The organism is Seleniivibrio woodruffii, from assembly GCF_004339245.1.
GTDB classification, from domain to species: domain Bacteria; phylum Chrysiogenota; class Deferribacteres; order Deferribacterales; family Geovibrionaceae; genus Seleniivibrio; species Seleniivibrio woodruffii.
In genome coordinates, this window is sequence record NZ_SMGG01000003.1 from 907,997 (window position 1) to 926,673 (window position 18,677).

The 18,677-nt window shown below is 41.9% G+C and carries 17 protein-coding genes; 13 read left to right on the forward strand and 4 right to left on the reverse strand.

From position 1 onward, the window contains the following. Positions 1-3 precede the first annotated feature (3 nt). The 6 genes from C8D98_RS04340 (at position 4) to C8D98_RS04365 (ending at position 7,030) form a co-directional block, all read left to right on the forward strand. Complete coding sequence (locus C8D98_RS04340; RefSeq protein WP_132872351.1) at positions 4-702, forward strand: hypothetical protein; 699 nt, start codon at positions 4-6, stop codon at positions 700-702. After that, positions 695-1,843, forward strand: a complete 1,149-nt coding sequence (locus C8D98_RS04345; protein ID WP_132872352.1) for a hypothetical protein — start codon at positions 695-697, stop codon at positions 1,841-1,843. Before C8D98_RS04340 ends, C8D98_RS04345 begins: the two co-directional genes overlap by 8 nt. Beyond that, on the forward strand, positions 1,812-2,942 hold the full coding sequence (locus C8D98_RS04350; RefSeq protein ID WP_132872354.1) for a glycosyltransferase family protein: 1,131 nt from the start codon (positions 1,812-1,814) through the stop codon (positions 2,940-2,942). The genes C8D98_RS04345 and C8D98_RS04350 overlap by 32 nt, the downstream gene beginning before the upstream one ends. Then, positions 2,939-4,150 (forward strand): glycosyl transferase, encoded by a 1,212-nt coding sequence (locus C8D98_RS04355; RefSeq protein ID WP_132872355.1) that lies wholly within the window; start codon positions 2,939-2,941, stop codon positions 4,148-4,150. The genes C8D98_RS04350 and C8D98_RS04355 overlap by 4 nt, the downstream gene beginning before the upstream one ends. A gap of 2 nt (positions 4,151-4,152) precedes the next feature. Next, positions 4,153-4,959, forward strand: coding sequence for a glycosyltransferase (locus tag C8D98_RS04360; protein ID WP_132872357.1), 807 nt, complete (start codon positions 4,153-4,155; stop codon positions 4,957-4,959). Positions 4,960-5,044: 85 nt separating this feature from the next. Then, the gene (locus C8D98_RS04365) at positions 5,045-7,030 is read left to right on the forward strand and encodes an acyltransferase family protein (RefSeq protein ID WP_165871184.1); all 1,986 of its coding nucleotides are present in this window, start codon (positions 5,045-5,047) and stop codon (positions 7,028-7,030) included. An 81-nt stretch (positions 7,031-7,111) separates the two neighbouring features. Here the strand turns inward: C8D98_RS04365 and tviB are convergent, their stop codons facing one another. The 3 genes from tviB to C8D98_RS04380 all read right to left on the reverse strand — a co-directional run bounded on the left by tviB (position 7,112) and on the right by C8D98_RS04380 (position 10,857). Beyond that, positions 7,112-8,386: a Vi polysaccharide biosynthesis UDP-N-acetylglucosamine C-6 dehydrogenase TviB gene (tviB, locus tag C8D98_RS04370; protein ID WP_132872360.1), complete on the reverse strand. Its 1,275-nt coding sequence runs from the start codon at positions 8,384-8,386 to the stop codon at positions 7,112-7,114. A gap of 16 nt (positions 8,387-8,402) precedes the next feature. Continuing rightward, on the reverse strand, positions 8,403-9,455 hold the full coding sequence (locus C8D98_RS04375; protein WP_132872361.1) for an NAD-dependent epimerase: 1,053 nt from the start codon (positions 9,453-9,455) through the stop codon (positions 8,403-8,405). 79 nt (positions 9,456-9,534) lie between these two features. Next, a complete protein-coding gene (locus C8D98_RS04380) occupies positions 9,535-10,857 on the reverse strand; it encodes an exopolysaccharide biosynthesis polyprenyl glycosylphosphotransferase (protein ID WP_132872363.1) in 1,323 nt (440 codons plus the stop codon). A 217-nt stretch (positions 10,858-11,074) separates the two neighbouring features. Here C8D98_RS04380 and C8D98_RS04385 point away from each other — a divergent pair, with 217 nt between their 5' ends. After that, complete coding sequence (locus tag C8D98_RS04385; protein WP_132872364.1) at positions 11,075-12,016, forward strand: Gfo/Idh/MocA family protein; 942 nt, start codon at positions 11,075-11,077, stop codon at positions 12,014-12,016. 51 nt (positions 12,017-12,067) lie between these two features. Here the strand turns inward: C8D98_RS04385 and C8D98_RS04390 are convergent, their stop codons facing one another. After that, entirely contained in the window at positions 12,068-13,153 is a 1,086-nt protein-coding gene (locus tag C8D98_RS04390) for a DegT/DnrJ/EryC1/StrS family aminotransferase (RefSeq protein ID WP_132872366.1), read from the reverse strand. Positions 13,154-13,348: 195 nt separating this feature from the next. Here C8D98_RS04390 and gmd point away from each other — a divergent pair, with 195 nt between their 5' ends. The 6 genes from gmd (at position 13,349) to C8D98_RS04420 (ending at position 18,508) form a co-directional block, all read left to right on the forward strand. Beyond that, positions 13,349-14,383: a GDP-mannose 4,6-dehydratase gene (gene gmd / locus C8D98_RS04395; protein ID WP_132872368.1), complete on the forward strand. Its 1,035-nt coding sequence runs from the start codon at positions 13,349-13,351 to the stop codon at positions 14,381-14,383. A 10-nt stretch (positions 14,384-14,393) separates the two neighbouring features. Next, positions 14,394-15,734, forward strand: coding sequence for a mannose-1-phosphate guanylyltransferase/mannose-6-phosphate isomerase (locus tag C8D98_RS04400; RefSeq protein ID WP_132872369.1), 1,341 nt, complete (start codon positions 14,394-14,396; stop codon positions 15,732-15,734). 123 nt (positions 15,735-15,857) lie between these two features. Further along, a complete protein-coding gene (locus C8D98_RS04405; RefSeq protein ID WP_165871185.1) occupies positions 15,858-16,151 on the forward strand; it encodes a VanZ family protein in 294 nt (97 codons plus the stop codon). A 10-nt stretch (positions 16,152-16,161) separates the two neighbouring features. After that, complete coding sequence (locus tag C8D98_RS04410) at positions 16,162-17,067, forward strand: Gfo/Idh/MocA family protein (RefSeq protein ID WP_132872373.1); 906 nt, start codon at positions 16,162-16,164, stop codon at positions 17,065-17,067. Continuing rightward, the gene (locus C8D98_RS04415; protein ID WP_132872375.1) at positions 17,064-17,762 is read left to right on the forward strand and encodes an acylneuraminate cytidylyltransferase family protein; all 699 of its coding nucleotides are present in this window, start codon (positions 17,064-17,066) and stop codon (positions 17,760-17,762) included. Before C8D98_RS04410 ends, C8D98_RS04415 begins: the two co-directional genes overlap by 4 nt. Further along, complete coding sequence (locus C8D98_RS04420) at positions 17,756-18,508, forward strand: oxidoreductase (protein ID WP_132872376.1); 753 nt, start codon at positions 17,756-17,758, stop codon at positions 18,506-18,508. Before C8D98_RS04415 ends, C8D98_RS04420 begins: the two co-directional genes overlap by 7 nt. Positions 18,509-18,677: the final 169 nt, after the last annotated feature.

Consider the following 18,677-nt stretch of genomic DNA (forward strand, 5'->3'; position numbering starts at 1 on the left):
ACAATGGACAAAAAATCAATATTAATTTTGGGTTCTAAACCTGATCCAATTATTCCAAAGAAAGATTACGATACTGTAGTTTTCGTAAACGGTAGTATTCACTTAAAAAATGATAAAATAACCAGTCGGCAAGTGGTCCATATTATGTCTTCATCAATATTGTTTGGTGAGTCATTGCTTATAGAAAAAACGGTTGATTGTTTTCGCAATAAGAGTGTTGATGAGGCCGTTGTTATTACCTACTTCCCTGATAAAAAAAGTATTGAAGATATAAGTAAAAGATTGCTAGAACTAAACTATACTTACAATAGAATTACGCTATATTCTCCGGAAGAATTTGAGCAGAAATTTCTTTTTTTCTCACATGTTCAATATTGGAAAACTTTTTTGATCAATATATTTAATAAAAACTTTAGCTGTAAGGAAAAAATTAATACAGCAAGGTCATATCTGAGGGGAAGGGTGCATCTTTCTACTGGTTTTTTTAGTATTTTCTATGCTTTAAAAGAGAAAGATATAGCGGAGGTTGTTGTTAGCGGTATAGGTATGGTAACAGGTGGGTATAGTTATTTATCAGGATATAGGGGTCATCAATATAAAGACTTCATTGCTCTACAGCTACTAAAAAATACAGGATATGTTTCTAGGCTTAATTTTACAGACTCAGAGTTAAATAAAATTGGTTTACAGTATAATGATTAAAGTTGAAACCATTTTTTTTTACATAGGCTTTTTTCTTTGTTTTCCATTTTTATATATTCCTATTGGTAGTAGTAATATCCGTTTTGAGGATATTGCTGTTTTGCTGCTTTTATTTTTTGCTTTTATATATAATAAAAAATTATTTTCAAAATCCATTCTTGTTTTCTCTACCATATTTGTTCTTTTTATTGTTTATGGCCTTTCTCTGCGTCCTTTCTTTGATTTTAACTATGAGAATTATCCTCTAACCAGAATTGTTGGAATTACAATGTATTTCTTCGTCTTTGCATTTTATATGAAGCAAGAAGAGGTTAAAAGTCTCTGCAAAGGAGCTTTTGCTGGCTCATTATTGTCTGCGATAGTAATTCTATCTGTCTTGCTTATGCATCTTGTAAATATAGGTTTTACTATAAGAAATATGTATGTATTCAAAGAATCTTTAAGGGGTATTTCAAGTTTTAACCCAAATAGCTATGGAGCTCTTATGGTTTTTGGCTCTTTTGCTTCATACTATCTATTCTCTCTTACAAAGAAGTCTATGTATAGATACGCAGCATGTTTCTTTCTACTTATACCTTTCATATTGATTATCAGAAGAGATATTGTTGGTATTATATTCGCATTAATAAGTGTATTTTTTATTTCAAGGAATACAAGAACAAAAATTATTCTTTACCCTACTCTTATCATTATTTGTTTATATATTGGTTTCTCAGTAGTTAATTATCTGCAAGGATTAGACTCTTATAGATTTATGGCTCATAGAGATACACAGTATATCGCTGCACTGAGTGCTATTCAAGAAAATAAAATGGGTTATGGCTTGGGTTCTGAGACATTTATCATGAAAGATAGAATTAACAGAGAAGCGGTGACGCATAACTCATTCTTGTCCTTATCTCTTGATCTCGGATTGTTTAATGCGTTAGTTGTCCTCGGTATGATTGTTTTTATTTTTTTTAATATAAAAGATAAGTGGTTTAAGTTTTATCTTATTGCATTTTTTATTCAAAGCCTTTTTGGCAGCGGTTTCTATTTCTTTAAGTATCACTATGTATTTGTTGCTATACTTCTATGTACTATGACTATTTCATGTAGGGGGCGTAACGATGAAAAAAATTCTACTATTCTCACCAAATAATTGGGACTCTCCTTTAAAATATCAAAGACACCATTTAGCAGAATATTTGGCTGATCAGGAATCTGTTGAATGTGTTTATTTCTTATCAAAAGTGGCAGTTCGAAAACTTAAGATAAGTGATTTTATTAAAATGTTATTTAGTAAGTTGCTATCGAGAAAAGTTAGCATAGAGCGTAAGAAGCATGATAAAATTTCTATTGTTAATTATGGATTGATACCGTATCAGTTCAAAATACTTAATCATTTTCTTAAAAAAAAGTTTTTTAGAAAAATTGCAGCCTTGAATTTAGTTGCAGATGAAATAGTCATTATATCATACCAGCCCTTTCCTGAACTACTAGAACTAGTTGAGAGACTTAAACCAACTAAATTTATTTATATTTCTGTACATGATTATGAAAATATGACCAGCGTGTGTAAAGAAGTAATGAAAACCGAACAGGCAATTATTAAGAGAGCAGATCTCTTCTCTACAGATTCCTATTCTCTTTTTGAAAAACTTTCAGGTAAATCTGTATCCGAACGTGTTATAACGCTCGCACCTGCATGTCCAACATCTGTTTTAAAGAAATCAAAAGATACTAAGTATGAAAAAAATGAGATACGAAAGTTAATTTATTTCGGTACTATTGCAAACTATCTTGATTGGGACTTTATAAATAAAGCCTTTTCTGATGGCTTTCGTATTGATTTTTTGGGCTATGAATATGACTTTAATCTTGCAAGTAATCTTCCTGAATCAAAAAGATACGATCCTACAGATTTTGAGAATGCGTATGAAATATTCATGCAATATGATGCTATAATACTGCCATACTTAATTGGTGACAGAAACCAGCATGTTTTGCCAGCAAAAATATATGAATGCTTCTCATTAGGGCTTCCTGTATTTGCTCCTGATATGCTTTGGGTGAAGGCAAAAGATATTAATGACTTTGTATTTACTTATGAAAATTTTGATGACTTTAGGTGTAAAGTAAATAGTTTCGATATGCAAGGATTTCAGATAATACGTGAGCATATGCTTGGTGTGGCTGAAAATAACAGGTGGGAAAAAAGATTTGAACCTCTTTTTAGGTTTATTCAGGAGTCAAAATGAAGAAAATCCTCAATCATTTTCCATGGATAAAGGATAAAATTAAGACTATTTATCTATATCTCAAATACATAAAATATGGTAAAAGCTATCGCCAAAAAAGCCAACATGATTTTATAAAAATATCATTAAATGATGAAGAGTCTTTTTTTGGCTATTATGATAAGTTTCCTCAGCAAAATAATAATATACTATTTTATAGTACTCCACTTAAAACATCTGAGCTTCCTTCTCCTAATGTTCCATTAAAAATTTGTATATATGACACAATAGATTCTACTGCGAGAATTGCTACGACAACAATGAGTTATAATTGGCAACAGGGTTGTAGAGCACATTGGATTGACACTAATAAATTTATTTATAATGATTTTGTTGAAAACTCTTATCAAGCTATTGTTTTTGATATCAAGCAAAATAGAAAAATAATGCAATACGATAAACCTGTTCAGGATAGTTATAAAGATATTTACTTTTTATCTTTAAATTACCGTAGGCTGAGAACTCTACGACCTGATTACGGATATTATAATTTACCAGGTATGTCCAAAAAGGAACTGCAGTCGCTAGATAATGATGGTGTATGGTATGTAGACATGCGTACGGGCAAATCAAACCTCTTGATAAAATTTAATGATATCATAGATATGAATGAAGAATCTCTTTCTGGTGTTCTTCATAAAATAAACCATGTGATGATTTCTCCAGATGGAGATAAGTTTGTTTTTATGCACAGATGGTTCTGCAATAACAAAAAATATGATCGTCTTTTTTTATCTGATTTGAAAGGTAATACTAGATTGTTGGCTGATTATGGGATGGTAAGTCATTATTCATGGGTGACTAATGATGTCCTTTTCGGGTACATGGCAGGTCCAGAAGGAAATGGATATTATAGTATAAATGTTAATGATGGTGCCATCATGAAATTTAAAGACTTAAATATTAGACAATATGGTGATGGCCATCCCTCATGTAATAAAAGTGGATTTATTACTGATACTTATCCAGATAAAGGACGAATTCAGTATCTACTCCGCTATTCTTTTGATAACAATGATTATGAATGTCTTGGAGAATTTTTCCACGGTGTTAGCTATAGTAATGAGTCACGTTGTGATCTTCACCCTCGATATAATCATGAATACAGGTCAGTATTTTTTGATTCTATTTTTACAGGGCGTAGACAGCTATATATGATGGGGCTATAAACATGAAATTTTCTGTATTAATGTCAGTTTATTACAAAGAACAACCGGAATTTTTTAGATTAGCTCTTGAAAGTTTGGTAAACCAGACTACTAAAGCAGACGAGATTATTATTGTTAAAGATGGGGTTTTGACTACAGAGCTTGATAGCGTAGTTGATGATTTTTCTGGTAAGTTACCTATTAAGGTAGTTGCATTGGAAAAAAATGGTGGTTTAGGAAATGCCCTTCGTTTAGGTGTTGAAATGTGCAGTTATGATATCATTGCACGAATGGATACCGATGATATTTGTCGTTCTGATAGATTTGAAAAACAGATAAAATTCTTGAGTGAACACATAGACATAGATATTGTTGGTAGCTGGATAAGTGAATTTGATGGTAAACCTGAAAATATATATGCTTTGAGGCGGCTTCCATGTGAACATGATGATTTAGTTGTTTTTGCTAAAAAACGTAATCCTTTTAACCATATGACGGTTGTTTTTAGAAAGCAGTCCGTTTTAAATGCTGGTAACTATAAGCATTTTATGTGTTTGGAGGATTATAACTTATGGGTTAGGGTGATCATGAGTGGAGCCAGATTGGCAAATATTCCTGAGGAGCTTGTAAATGTCCGGGCTGGATTGAATATGGTTTCAAGAAGGAAAGGCCTTAAATATGCAATCAACGAATATCGACTACAAAAAGAATTTTTGGATATAGGTTACTTAAGTTATTTAGAAGCCCTTATTAATACTTTGATAAGAGTTCCAGTTCGATTAATGCCGTCTTGTGTTCTTAAGTTTGTTTATCGTCTTCTGAGGCGTTAATATATAGACATAGAAGTATTACTTGGTAACAAAATACGGATAATCATGATGCAGTGTTGACTAAACTGATATTATGGAGACTTCAATGAGATATAGGGCAGATATTGACGGATTGCGTTCAGTAGCTATAATTCCAGTTGTTCTTTACCATGCTGGAATGAATATGTTTTCTGGCGGCTTTATAGGTGTTGATGTTTTCTTCGTTATATCCGGATATCTTATAACATCTATTATTCTGAATGATATTGAAAAAGATAAGTTCTCCATATCGCAGTTTTATTTCAGACGAATCAAGCGTATTTTTCCTGCACTATATTTTTTTCTGACAGTTACAACCTTATTTTGTTTTTTCTTCTATCTCCCGGAAGATTTTAGAGCCTACGGAAAAAGCCTCTTCGGTTCGGTATTCTTCATATCAAATATTGTATTCTGGCGAGAGAGCGGATATTTTGATACGTCATCTGAGATGAAACCGCTTCTGCATACTTGGTCTCTTTCGGTGGAAGAGCAGTTCTATATTTTTTACCCGGTAATGCTTCTGATTCTGGCTAAATACTTTAAAAAACGCTATTCAGGTGCTGTTATCGTTGTTTTTATTCTTTCTTTCATGCTGAGTATTTTTGCTACCCCAAAAGCTGCATCAGCATCTTTTTATCTTTTACCCACAAGAGCCTGGGAACTTATGTTAGGTGCTCTTCTTGCTTTAAACGTTTTGCCGCAGACGAACAACTTCAAATTACTGAACATTGCTTCATTGTGTGGAATTACGATGGTCTTAATCGGAGTGTTCGCTTATGACCAGTCCACTCTGTTTCCCGGTATTGCTGCATTGCTTCCTTGCGGCGGGACAGCTTTGATAATATATTCCGGCATTTCGGACTCACAAAAACCTTTCATTAATCGTCTTCTTTCTTTTAAATTGTTTGTAATTATAGGACTTGTTTCATATTCATGGTATCTCTGGCACTGGGCATTATTTGCTTTCAAAAATTATTATCATGGCGTTCTCAGAGACATGTTCTTTTTATCTACACCTTTTCTTATCGTTCTGTCTCTGGTGTTAGCTTTCGTTTCTTATTTTGTAATCGAAAAACCATTCAGAGATATAAAATGGGAAAATAGAAAAATGGTTTTTGCCGGTGCTTTTCAGGTTATGGCTGTCGCCGGGATAGTTGCTTTGGTTATATGGACTCAAAAAGGATTTCCGGATAGATTTTCCGACAGGATTGCAGATTTGTCTGCGGCAGGAAAAGACATGATCAGCATGGAAGAATACAATAGGAAGAACGGATTGGAGCACCTTGATAAAAACAGATTCTACATTCTTGGCGATAAAAATACTCGTCCGTCTTTCGTTTTGCTGGGTGATTCAATAGCGCATTCTGTTGCTCCCGGAATAGGGATGCTGGCATCTGAATCAGGAAAATCCGGTTATCTCTTTTCAAATGCTGCAACACTGCCTGTTCTGGATGTATATGCCATTAATAAAGCTACTAATCCTGAAAAATTTCTCAGGCGTGTATTTGAAATTATAAATGGGGATGAGAATATTAAAACAGTTATTATAGCTGCCCGCTGGCAGGGCTATCTTAATCTGTGGGAGATATATTCTACAGATAGCAACGGTAAAATGAGCCCAGTCGACTTAAAGGACAGAAAGGAGCTTATTGCTGAAGAGCTTAAAAAAACTGTTGAGCTTTTGAGATCAAAAAATAAGAATGTGCTTGTGATAGGAAATTTGCCTGAAAGTAAAGTCAATATCCCTGACAGCATTGTAAAATCACAATATATTGCTGAACAATATCCGAAATTATATAAAGTTCCCGATATTGCACCTTCATATGAAAATAACGTTGAAACAAGAAGATCGGTTGAGGATATTTTTAAATATATTAAGAATATTGACAATGTCCGTTTCATATACCCTGATGATGTTCTGTGCAAAGAGAATAAATGTGAATTTGCCGATTCCGAAATGCGTTCGTTCTATGCGGATAACAGCCATCTGACTTCATACGGCGCACAATATATCTTTAAAAAGAAGGCGACAACTGTGGTTCCATTGCTCTGAAGTCCATGGATAAGTATGGTTTGAACCAGAGCTGAAAGAAATATGAGAAACTGGATAATGCTTTTAGGCGTTAATAATTACCTAAAGTCTCCCATCGCTGTTCTCGATAACACTTTTTACGTCATATATGACTGTTGATATATCGGAGCTGTTTCTCATATCAACTATTCCCGGTTCAAGCTCTTTAAATTCTTTGTGGGCAACAGCCAGAACCACAGCTGAATAGCCGCTGAGGTCAGTTATTTCAGCTGAACACTCCAGTCCGTATTCGTGCATAACCTCGTCTTTGTCTGCCCACGGGTCAACAACGTCCACAGAGCATCCGAAATCCTGAAGCTCCTTGATAACGTCAATAACTTTGCTGTTTCTTATGTCGGGGCAGTTCTCTTTAAAGGTGATGCCCATAACAAGAACCTTTGAGCCATCGATACGATGGCCGTTCTTTATCATAAGTTTGATTACCTGATTTGCTATATAAATTCCCATATTGTCGTTCAGGCGTCTTCCGGCAAGGATTATTTCGGGGTTATAGCCCAATTCCTGTGCCTTGTGTGAAAGATAGTAGGGGTCAACGCCTATGCAGTGTCCGCCCACGAGACCCGGTTTAAAGGGCAGGAAATTCCACTTGGTGGCGGCGGCTCTGAGAACAGCAGATGTGTCTATTCCCATTTTATTGAAAATAATTGCGAGTTCGTTCACAAAAGCTATGTTCACATCCCTCTGGGTGTTCTCTATAACCTTTGCCGCTTCCGCAACTTTTATGCTGTCGGCCTTGTAGGTTCCGGCGGTAATGATGCTTCTGTAAACGCCGTCAACAGCTTCGGCTGCTTCAGGAGTGCTTCCGCTGGTAACTTTCATTATTTTGGAGACAGTGTGTTCCTTGTCTCCGGGGTTTATGCGCTCGGGTGAGTATCCGCAGAAAAAGTCTTTATTGAATTTCAGACCGGAGAATTTTTCGAGAACAGGAACGCAGTCCTCCTCGGTTGCACCCGGGTAGACAGTACTTTCGTAAACGACAATATCCCCTTTTTTCAGAACCTTACCCACAGTTTCGCTGGCTTTGATGAGAGGTGTCAGGTCGGGTCTTTTGTGGGAATCTATGGGTGTAGGGACAGTGACAATGAAGAAATTGCACTGTTTTAAGTCTTCAAGACTGCTTGTTATTGAGAGTCCTTTGCCCACAACCTCACGAAGCTGCTCGGAGGAGAGCTCCAGTGTGCTGTCTTCAAAGTTTTTGAGTTCTTCTATTCTGGCGGGCTTGACATCGAATCCCGTCACTTCGTATTTTTTCGCAAATTCAACTGCGAGGGGCAGTCCGACATAGCCAAGTCCGATAACAGCAATTTTGTATGACATCAGAAACTCCGGAAAATTATAAATTGTAGTAATTTTTATACCAGTGCACAAATTTTGATATTCCCTCCTCGATGCTTGTGGAGGGTTTATATCCGTGATCCCGTATCAGATCATCAACGTCGGCAAAAGTTTTATGTACATCGCCGGGCTGGAGGGGCATAAGGTTTTTAACGGCTTTAATGCCCAGTTCCTTTTCCAGTGTCTCTATCATGTAGAGAAGCTGAACGGGTTTGTTATTGCCTATGTTGTATACTTTGTAAGGGTCTGAGGATGAACCGGGATCGGGTGCGGAGCTGTCCCAGAGCGGGTTGCCCTGCTGGTCTTTGTAAATCACTCTGCATACGCCTTCAACTATGTCGTCAACGTATGTGAAATCCCTTTCCATCTCACCGAAGTTATATACGTCGATGGGTTTGCCCTGACGCATCAGATCGGCAAATTTGAACATTGCCATGTCAGGTCTGCCCCAGGGGCCGTATACCGTGAAAAATCTGAGGCCGGTGGTTCCTATCTTATAAAGATGGCTGTATGTATGGGCGATGAGCTCGTTCGCTTTTTTTGTTGCAGCGTAGAGGCTCATGGGATGGTCGACGTTGTGCGCTGTTGAGAAGGGCTGAACCGAATTTTTGCCGTACACAGAGGAACTGCTGGCATAAATCAGATGATTTGCGCCAAAGTTTCTGCATCCCTCGATGATGTTTATGAACCCTGTGATGTTTGAGTCTATGTATGCGTAAGGGTTTTCGATGCTGTAGCGCACACCGGCCTGAGCGGCCAGGTTGCACACCTTATCGAATTTTTCATTTTTCATAAGGTTGTGAAGGTTTTCCCTGCCCTCCAGATTCAGCTTTATGAACCTGTAAGCGGGCATGGTGTTTGAAGCAGTCAGACGGTTGTATTCGATATTGTCTGTGTTTATGCCGCATTCTTTCAGTCGGTCATATTTCAGTCTGACATCGTAATAGTCATTTATAGAGTCCAGACCGACAACCTCGTGTCCGTCTTTTATCAGTTTGTTCAGGGTATGAAAGCCTATGAATCCGGCTGTGCCCGTTAAAAGAATCTTCATATGTCCTCGTCCTTTCGTATGTGGAACTTTAAGCCAATGAGTCGGTTTTGTATAGCATTTTTAAGCTTAAAATACTATTTTATCGCCCTTTTCGGAACAGGACAATAAGTATTGTTTTGAAAATTATCCTTAAGTCGAGGAAGAACGAATAATTCTTTATGTAGTAAAGGTCGTATTTCAGTTTCATTTTGGAATCCTCAACGGATGCGCCATAACCGTAGTTTACCTGAGCCCAGCCTGTCAGGCCGGGTTTTATGAGGTAGCGCAGCATGTAGTAGGGTATCTCCTTTGAAAGCTCCCTGTCAAACTCGGGTCTTTCCGGACGGGGGCCAATGAAGCTCATGTTTCCGATGAGAACATTATACATCTGGGGTATTTCATCTATTCTGGTTTTTCTGAGAAAATTGCCCACAGGAGTTATTCTGCTGTCATTCTGGGATGCCCATTTAGCACCGTCCTTTTCGGCATCCTGTCTCATTGTTCGGAGCTTGTAGATTGTGAAAGGCTTACCGTTTTTTCCTGTCCTTGTCTGGGAGAAAAGGATGGAGCCTTTTGAGTCAATTTTTATCATCACCGCCGCAATCAGTAGCAGGGGCAGAGATATTGTAAGGCCTATCACTGCGAGAAAAATATCCGTGATTCTTTTCAGGCGGGAATAGTTGCTTAAAAATATGCTGTCGAAGCCTTTTGAGAGAATGAGCCATTCGTCATTAATGCTTTCAATGGCGATCTTGTTGAGGTAAAGTTCGCAGAAATCCGCATAGGTATGGACATAGTATCCGTTCATTTTCAGGGCAAGAATATTTTTCTGCTCATGTTCGGTGTAGCTGGTCAGGTTGTTAATCAGCACAATTGTTTCTTCTTTGTTCAGATTCTGCCGGACAGTTGTAAAAAAGTCCTCTGTCTTGTGAACACCCATGTAATACCAGTTATTGCGGCGTGATGCCTTTTCCTTTATAAGGTATTCCATCTTTTCAGTGCCGGAACTGCTGAGTATGTATATGTTTTTTCTGTTGTTTTTCAGATAAATGAAAAGAAGATATCTTCTTATGTAGAGATAGATGAGCGAAAGCCCGTTTATCTTCAGCAGACCTGTTTTTGTGTATATGAAACGTTCAAAAAGAGAGAACTGAAGAATTATTATGCATATGTTCAAAACGATGATCAACGTAATTACACTTATAAAATAGGTGCTTCTGTTCTGAAATCTTGCACTGTAGAAGTTGAAAACCACCATAAGAAGCATGAAAAGAATGATAGTGCTGGTGAAAAGTGTCAGGTCAGATTTTAAGAACCTGACAGTGAATGCAATAAGGAGGAAAACAAAAAAGTCAATTATAGGTAGAAAAAATGATATTTTTTGTTGTTCTGATAACATTGTGTATATATCTCCAATCTTCATGATCTAAAAAATTCAGTCATTATCCGATATCATAATGATACCAATGAAATTTAATTATATCACCCAACTACCTTATTTGGTAGTATAAATTTGTGTGACATGGTATTTATACCATTATCAGTAAGGATGATTTTGTATTTCATGAATTTTATATTGCCCGTTTGAATGATAACTAATAATATAATGCTTTACAGTAGACCCATACAGGAGATTCGATATGGCGACAGATAAAATTAAGATCGGGCTTCTCGGCGTCGGCAGAATGGGACAGAACCACCTGAGAAACATCCTTCAGCTTAAGGATGCCGAGCTCTCGTTTATTTATGATGTGGACAGGGAAACGTGCGCAAAGCTCTCTGCGCAATATGGCGTTGCTGTCTCCGAAGACCTTGATGCGGATATGAAAAAGGTTGACGGAGTCGTTATCGTCACCCCGACTTTCACTCACTTTGACTATATTAAGCGTGCCGCTGAGTGCGTTAAAAACATATTTGTCGAAAAACCTCTTACAGACAGCGCCGAGACGGCAAGAGAGGTTGTGAAGCTGGCAGAGGAGAAGGGGCTGAATATTCAGGTGGGTTTCATCGAAAGATACAACCCCGCCGTAGCATCCCTTAAAGCTGTAATGCTGAACAGTTCAAGCGTCATCAACGCAGAGTTCAACCGTTCCAACAAGGTGGCAAGCGGCCGCATCACCGACGTTGACGTAGTTATTGACCTTATGATCCACGACATAGACCTTGCTTTGGGGCTGAACGGCAAAGCGGTCAGGGTTTCCGGTCACGGCTGCCGCAAAAACGGCATGATAGAATACGCCCGTGCTCTTGTGACCCATGAAAACGGAAGGGTTTCAGACATAACCGCAAGCCGCATCACAGAAAAGCGCATCCGTCAGGTTAATATTGCCTGTGAGGATATGTTCATCGACTGCAACCTGCTGAACAAAGAGGTCAGGGTTCACCGTCAGCCTGAACAGACAATTAATGGCGCTGTTCTTTCCGCAAAGGATGAGGCTGTGGAGGTTAAGCTTTATGACGCTCTTCAGGCGGAGCTTTCAGACTTCCTGAAACTTTGCAGAGGGGAGAAGACACAGGCTTCTGATGTTTATGCGGGGCTTGAATCCCTTGAGATAGCTGAAGAGATAAGAAAACAGATATAGACGATTAGTCCATAAGTCGAAAAAAAAGGCGGCCCAACGGCCGCCTTTGCTTTATGAGTTTACAGTTTCGATAACGAATTTCTGCTCGTCCTCTTTCAGGAAAGCGGACATGGGCAGAGCCATGATGTCCTTGGACACTGTCTCTGTAACGGGGAAATCCCCCTCTTTGTGGCCGAGGTATGCGAAAACTTTCTGCAGGTGCAGAGGGATGGGGTAGTAAACCGCCGTGGGAACGCCTGCGTCGCTGCATTTTTTGATCATTGCGTCACGGTCGTTGACTCTGATGCAGTACTGCGCCCATACGGAAACGTTGTCCTTTTCTACGAAGGGTACGACAACGTTTTTAAGGCCTTCTGCGTAGCGTTTTGCCACAGCCTGTCTGACCTCGATCTCTTCGTTGTAGTATTTCAGTTTAACGTTGAGCACGCCCGCCTGAACTGCATCAAGTCTGCCGTTGATGCCCACATGGCTGTGAACGTAGCGTTCTGTCTGGCCGTGGTTCAGCAGTATTCTCATTTTGGCGTTCAGCTCATCGCAGTTGGTGAAGATTGCTCCGCCGTCTCCGTAGCAGCCGAGGGGCTTTGCGGGGAAGAATGACGTGCAGCCTATTTCGGACATGCCGCATGAGCGTTTGCCCTTGTAGAGTGCGCCGAAGCTCTGTGCACCGTCTTCAATAACGGGTATATTGTGCTTTTTGCCGATGGCGTTTATGGCGTCCATATCGGGTGTCTGGCCGAAAATGGAAACGGGCATGATGGCTTTTGTTTTGGAAGTTATCTTCTCTTCGATCTTTGCGGGGTCGATGTTGTAGGTTTTGTCTTCGATATCAACGAAAACGGGAACCGCGCCCACGAAAGCGATCATCTCGGCTGTTGCGATGAAGGTGAAGGGTGAGGTTATAACTTCATCTCCGGGTTTAACGTCCAGAGCCATGAGAGCCAGAAGGAGAGCGTCCGTTCCGCTGCTGCATGCTATTGCGTGCTTCACTCCGGTGAATTCCGCAAGATTCTTTTCCAGTTCTGCGACCTTGGGGCCGAGGATATAGGATGACGTATCAAGCACCTGATGAATCTGGGTGTCGATCTCGTCCTTATATTTTTTGTACTGTGCCTGAAGGTCAATAAAGTTCATTTTCATATTCTCACCTGTTTTTGGTTTGAAAGCGTACTTTCATAAAGAAATATAGTAATACTTCTGCGGCAAATTACAACAGAAAACAGCCGGAGCGGCTCCGGCGGCTTTGGTAAAGAGCTGTTGAAATGAAAGAGATTTTAACGTACAATCGAAGATTAAAACGAATTTGCTTTTTATGTGTATATTTTGCGGGGGCATATGAGGACAGCTATCATAACAGGCGTCACCGGACAGGACGGAGCCTATCTTTCAGAGCTTCTTATTAATAAAGGATACAGGGTTTACGGTACATACAGAAGAACGTCTTCGGTTAATTTCTGGCGTCTGGAGGAGCTGGGAATCCTCAAGCACCCCTCGCTGAACCTTGTTGAATATGACCTCACCGACCAGCCAAACAGCATCCGTCTGGTGAACTCCGTTCAGCCGGACGAAATATATAACCTTGCGGCTCAGAGCTTTGTGGGCGTTTCGTTTGAACAGCCCGTAACAACCTCACAAATAACGGGAATCGGTGCTCTGCACCTGCTTGAGGCAGTGCGCATCGTGAACCCTAAGATAAAATTCTATCAGGCATCATCCTCCGAAATGTTCGGACTGGTGCAGGAGATTCCTCAGACCGAGAAAACCCCCTTCTATCCCAGAAGCCCCTACGCAATAGCCAAGCTGTATGCTCACTGGATGACGGTGAACTACCGTGAGGCATACGGAATTTTCGGCAGCAGCGGAATACTTTTCAATCACGAATCCCCCTTAAGAGGGCTTGAGTTCGTCACCAGAAAGATAACCGATGCCGTTGCAAAGATAATCCAGAATAAGGCTGAATGCGTCTATCTGGGCAATCTGGACGCAAAAAGGGACTGGGGCTACGCAAAAGACTACGTCGAGGGCATGTGGCGCATACTTCAGGCAGACACGCCCGACACCTTCGTTCTGGCAACAAACCGCACGGTGACCGTTCGTGATTTCGTTAAGATGGCGTTCAGCGTTGTGGGAATAGAGCTTGAGTTCAGGGGCAGCGGGGATCAGGAAACGGGAGTGGACACCGCGACCGGAAAGACCCTTGTCCGTGTTGATCCGAAATATTACAGACCCGCCGAGGTCGAACTTCTCATAGGAAACCCCGAAAAGGCAAAAAGGGTACTGGGCTGGGAGTCCGGCACAACCCTTGAGGAACTCTGCCGGATGATGGTTCAGGCGGATATTGAAAGGAATAACACCGGTTTCTGTTTTTAGAGGAATATCTATGAAAAACCTTGTAATCTGCGGCGGTTCGGGAACGAGGCTCTGGCCTCTCAGCCGGAACCTTATGCCCAAGCAGTTCGCTAAGCTTATCAACAACAAGTCGCTTTTTCAGCTGGCTCTGGAACGAAACAGCGCCTTCTGCGACAGTTTCTGCATAATCTCAAACGTTGAGCATTTCTTTCTGGCTCACGACCAGATGGACGCATCAGAGCTTAATAAGAAAATAGTCAAAGATACTAAATATATACTTGAGCCTGTGGGCAGAAACACAGCCCCTGCCATCGCCCTTGCGTGTCTTACGCTGAACGATGACGATATGGTGCTTGTATCCCCCAGCGACCACCTGATAAAGAACCACGAGGAATACGAAAAGGCCGTTGCCCGTGCCGCTGTTCTTGCGGAGCAGGGCAATATTGTGGTTTTCGGCGTAAAACCTGCCTATGCCGAAACAGGCTACGGCTATATCGAGGTGGACGGCGAGGATGTTATCAGCTTTAAAGAGAAGCCTGATGCAAAAACCGCCGGAGAATATGTTGAAAGCGGCAGGTACTACTGGAACAGCGGCATGTTCTGTTTCAAGGCCGGAAAGTTTCTTGAGGAGCTTCAGAGACATGCGCCGGAAATATACGATGCATGCAGGGTTGCCCTTGAGAACGCCTCAAATTCCCAGTATGTGCGTATCGGGCTTGAAGATATGCTTATGATCCCCGAGGACAGCATCGACTATTCCGTGATAGAGAAGTGCGACTGTCTCAAGGTGGTTGTGAGCGATATCGGCTGGAGCGATGTGGGCAGTTTCGATTCCCTTTCGGCGGAGCTGGAGAACGACAAAGATAATAACCTCATTATATCAAATAAATATGTTGCCACAATAGATGTGAACGACATGATAGTGGTTGATACCGACGATGCTCTTCTGATATGCAAAAAAGGTTCAAGCCAGAAGGTCAAGGACGTTGTCCACAAGATAAAGACCGTTAAGCCTGAGCTGGCGAACATCCATATGACAGCCTACCGTCCGTGGGGAACATACACTGTTCTGGAGAACACCTACGGCTATAAGATAAAGCGGATAGAGGTCAAGCCCGGTAAAAAACTCAGCCTTCAGAGACACATGCACCGTAGCGAACACTGGATAGTGGTCAGCGGCACAGCCACCGTCACTGTGGGCGACAGAACCACGATGGTTCGTCCAAATGAATCCACCTACATCAAAATGGGTGAGATGCACAGGCTGGCCAACGAGGGAAAGATTCCCCTTGTGGTGATAGAGGCTCAGGTGGGCGAGTATACCGGAGAGGATGATATCATCCGTTCCGAGGATGACTACGACAGGGATTGATTTTCCTGCTGCTGTGCAACGGATTTCTTTTTACCTGAATCATCTCTTTTTGAATGAGGAATTATCCTGTATAATATAAGTATGCTTAAGCTGAGGATTAATTTTTTCGGTGTCCTGATACTGGTGTCTTATCTGATGCTTACTCCGCTGAATGCGCCGGATGTAGGTGTTGATAACGCTGATAAGATTGTTCATGCCGCCTGCTACGGCTATCTGTTTGTAAGCGGATATGCGGTTTTCAGGCGGGCGTTTCCTCTATGGATATTTCTGCTGGGACACGGTGCCTTTGTCGAACTTATTCAGGGATATATCCCATTCAGATCCGCATCCGCAGGTGATTTGGCTGCGGACGGGGCAGGACTTCTGCTCGGATATATTATGATAAGGTTGTTCGCTTTTTTCAGACGAACGACATGAGGGGTGTTCTATGAAGGCATTGATAATCGGCTGCGGTTCCATCGGACAGCGACACGACGAGGTGCTTCGAAACACCGGACTTTTCACGGATATTGATTTTGTCTCCCGCAGACAGCAGGACGGCAGAACGGCCTATGCCTCCCTTCCGGAGGTGAAGGATATCAACAGTTATGACTATTTCGTCATAGCATCTGAAACATCAAAACATTACGAACAGCTTGTCTGGCTCGACTCAAACGTGTCGGGCAGGACGATCATGTGCGAAAAACCCCTGTTTGCAGACGGAGTTCTGCCTGAAATTAGGAACAACAGAGTTTTTGCGGGCTATGTGCTCAGGTTCCATCCTGTTGTGCAGGAGCTCAGGCGGATACTCTCAGGAAAACCCGTTATATCAGCAAACGTCATCTGCGCATCTTATCTTCCCCAATGGCGCAAAGACAGGGACTACAGAACAACATACAGCGCAAAGGCGGCGGAGGGCGGCGGAGCACTGCTTGATCTCAGCCATGAGATAGACTATTCTCTCATGCTCTTCGGCGGTTTCGCCGAGGTCAGGGGAATGACTGCGAAGGTGTCGAAACTGGAAACAGACAGCGAGGACACCGTAAGTATCATAGCGAAGACAGAGAGCGGCGGCGTGGTCACCATGAATATGGACTATATCAGCAGGATTCCCGTCAGAAAAATTCTGGCACATACGGATGAATTTACTGTTTCCGCCGATATTATTGAAAACCGGATTGAATTTTGCGGACAGGACGGCGAGGATGTCGTCACAGACTTTATTATTGAACGCAACGAGATGTTCGACGCCATGCACAGGGATGCTCTGGCGGGCGGAACCCTCGGATGCACATATGCGGAGGGACTTGAGGTGATGAAAGTTATCAGAACGGTTCAGGAACAGAGCCGATGACGGATGTTTTATGTACCATTTGCGCCAGAGGCGGAAGCAAGGGAGTCTTAAACAAAAATATCAGGGAGCTTAACGGAAAACCCCTGATAGCACATACAATTGAACAGGCGTTGGAGACAAAGCTGTTCGACCGGGTTGTTGTGAGCACGGATTCCGATGAGATAGCCGAAACAGCCGTAAGATACGGTGCGGAGGTATTCTTTAAAAGGGATGCGGAGCTGGCATCGGACACGGCGGGCAAGCTGGACGTTATCCGTGACGCATTTGTGCGGAGCGAGGAGCACTACGGCCGGACATACACCTATCTGGTGGATCTGGATGCAACTTCGCCCCTGAGAGACGTGCGGGACATCCGCTCGGCTTTCATTCAGTGTGTGTGCGACGGCAACTGCAACCTGATAACCGCAATGCCGAGCCGCAGAAGCCCTTATTTCAACCTGATAGAGGTTGATGAACAGGGCAGGGTAGGCCTTTCCAAACGGCTGGATAAGAGCGTTGTCCGGCGTCAGGATGCGCCTAAAACCTATGACATGAACGCTTCGATATACGTCTGGACGAGGGACTGCATTCTCAACAGCGGGTCTGTGTTCAACGGCAATACCGGACTTTATGTCATGCCGGAGGAACGTTCAATAGACATCGATTCGGAACTGGATTTCGAATTCGTCGAATTTCTTATGAGGAAAAGATGCTGACAAATCAGGTTGTGGTCATAACCGGAGGCGCAGGGCTTCTGGGCAGGGAATTTGTTAAGGCTGTGACGGCGCAGAACGCAACGGCTGTCATGGCGGATATGGACACGGCAAGGGCTGAGGCCGCCGCAGAGGGAATACTGAACTGCGATGTTCAGCATCTGGACATCACTTCGAAGGATTCCGTCAGCAGGCTTATTGAAACTCTTCACCTGAAATACGGGCGGGTGGATGCCGTTGTTAACAGCGCCTATCCCCGTAACAAAAACTACGGCAGACATTTTTTCGATGTGGACTATGACGATTTCTGCCATAACATGAACCTGAATCTGGGCGGGTATTTTCTTGTTTCGCAGATATTTGCCGAATATTTTGTCAGGCAGGGCTACGGAAATATAGTTAATATCGCCTCGATATACGGGGTTTCAGCTCCCAAATTTGAAATATACGAAGGGACAAAGATGACCATGCCAGTTGAGTATTCGGTCATAAAGTCCGGCCTGATACACCTGACGAAATATATGGCCGCATACCTTAAAGGAAAAAATATACGGGTGAACAGCATCAGTCCCGGCGGAATCCTTGACGGCCAGCCGGAACCTTTTCTGGAAAAATATGCGGAAAACTGCCTGAATAAAGGTATGCTGGACAAAACCGACATAAGCGGAACACTGGTCTATCTGTTAAGCGGAATGAGCAGATACGTTAACGGCCAGAACATAGTGGTGGACGACGGCTTCAGCCTCTAGGCTAGAGCATAGTTCAGAATGCTTAACGTATTGATTGTATGCGTAAAACGTCACCCTGATAACTCCACTCACGTCACTCTGAGGCGAAGCCGAAGAGTCTCTGCTCAAACTGAGATGCTTCACTGCGTTCAGCATGACAAATTCAACCTACGCATGGGATTAAGCAGTG